Annotated in this window: 1 protein-coding gene; it reads right to left on the bottom strand. The window is 50.0% G+C overall.

Features of this window, described 5'->3' with window-relative positions; genetic code table 11:
• Positions 1-144: 144 nt before the first annotated feature.
• A complete protein-coding gene (locus VJI94_RS08005) occupies positions 145-387 on the bottom strand; it encodes a hypothetical protein (protein ID WP_324000416.1) in 243 nt (80 codons plus the stop codon).
• Positions 388-444: the final 57 nt, after the last annotated feature.

Here is a 444-nt window from a genome sequence, read left to right as displayed (position 1 = left end):
CGACCGCTAAATAGCACGGTGAGGCGAATCCGCCACGATAGTCGACCCGTAATAAGCTTTCTAACCACACCCACCCAGGGGCGAACAGCCTTACCCACTGCGGTATCTCGCAGAGGAGGCTGTTCCCATTGTTCTAGCTGACGTTCAACCTGCACGACGTACCCGCTCCGGCATATTAAAGGTATATTGGCCATTACGGACTTGGAGAAGGGTATTAAGTGCAGTCTCTGCCACATTCAACCCCTGATATGCAGTCGACTGACTAAGATCCCCATCTACCTCCTGGCAGACAGCCTCAATACGACGCTTCTCCGAGGCAATTCGTTCTAGCCACCTTTCAACGTCTTCAACATCCTGATGGCTAACAATTCCTGCTAATGCATTCATGGTTAATTCCCCTCGCCTTCTTTATTGATATCCTTGCCTTTAACTATATGGCGTTTG

The sequence above is a fragment of the Parvimonas sp. D9 genome, assembly GCF_035282565.1.
GTDB classification, from domain to species: Bacteria; Bacillota; Clostridia; order Tissierellales; family Peptoniphilaceae; genus Parvimonas; species Parvimonas micra.
Note: the sequence above shows the minus strand (reverse complement) of the source record. Positions and strands in the feature narration are given on the sequence as shown.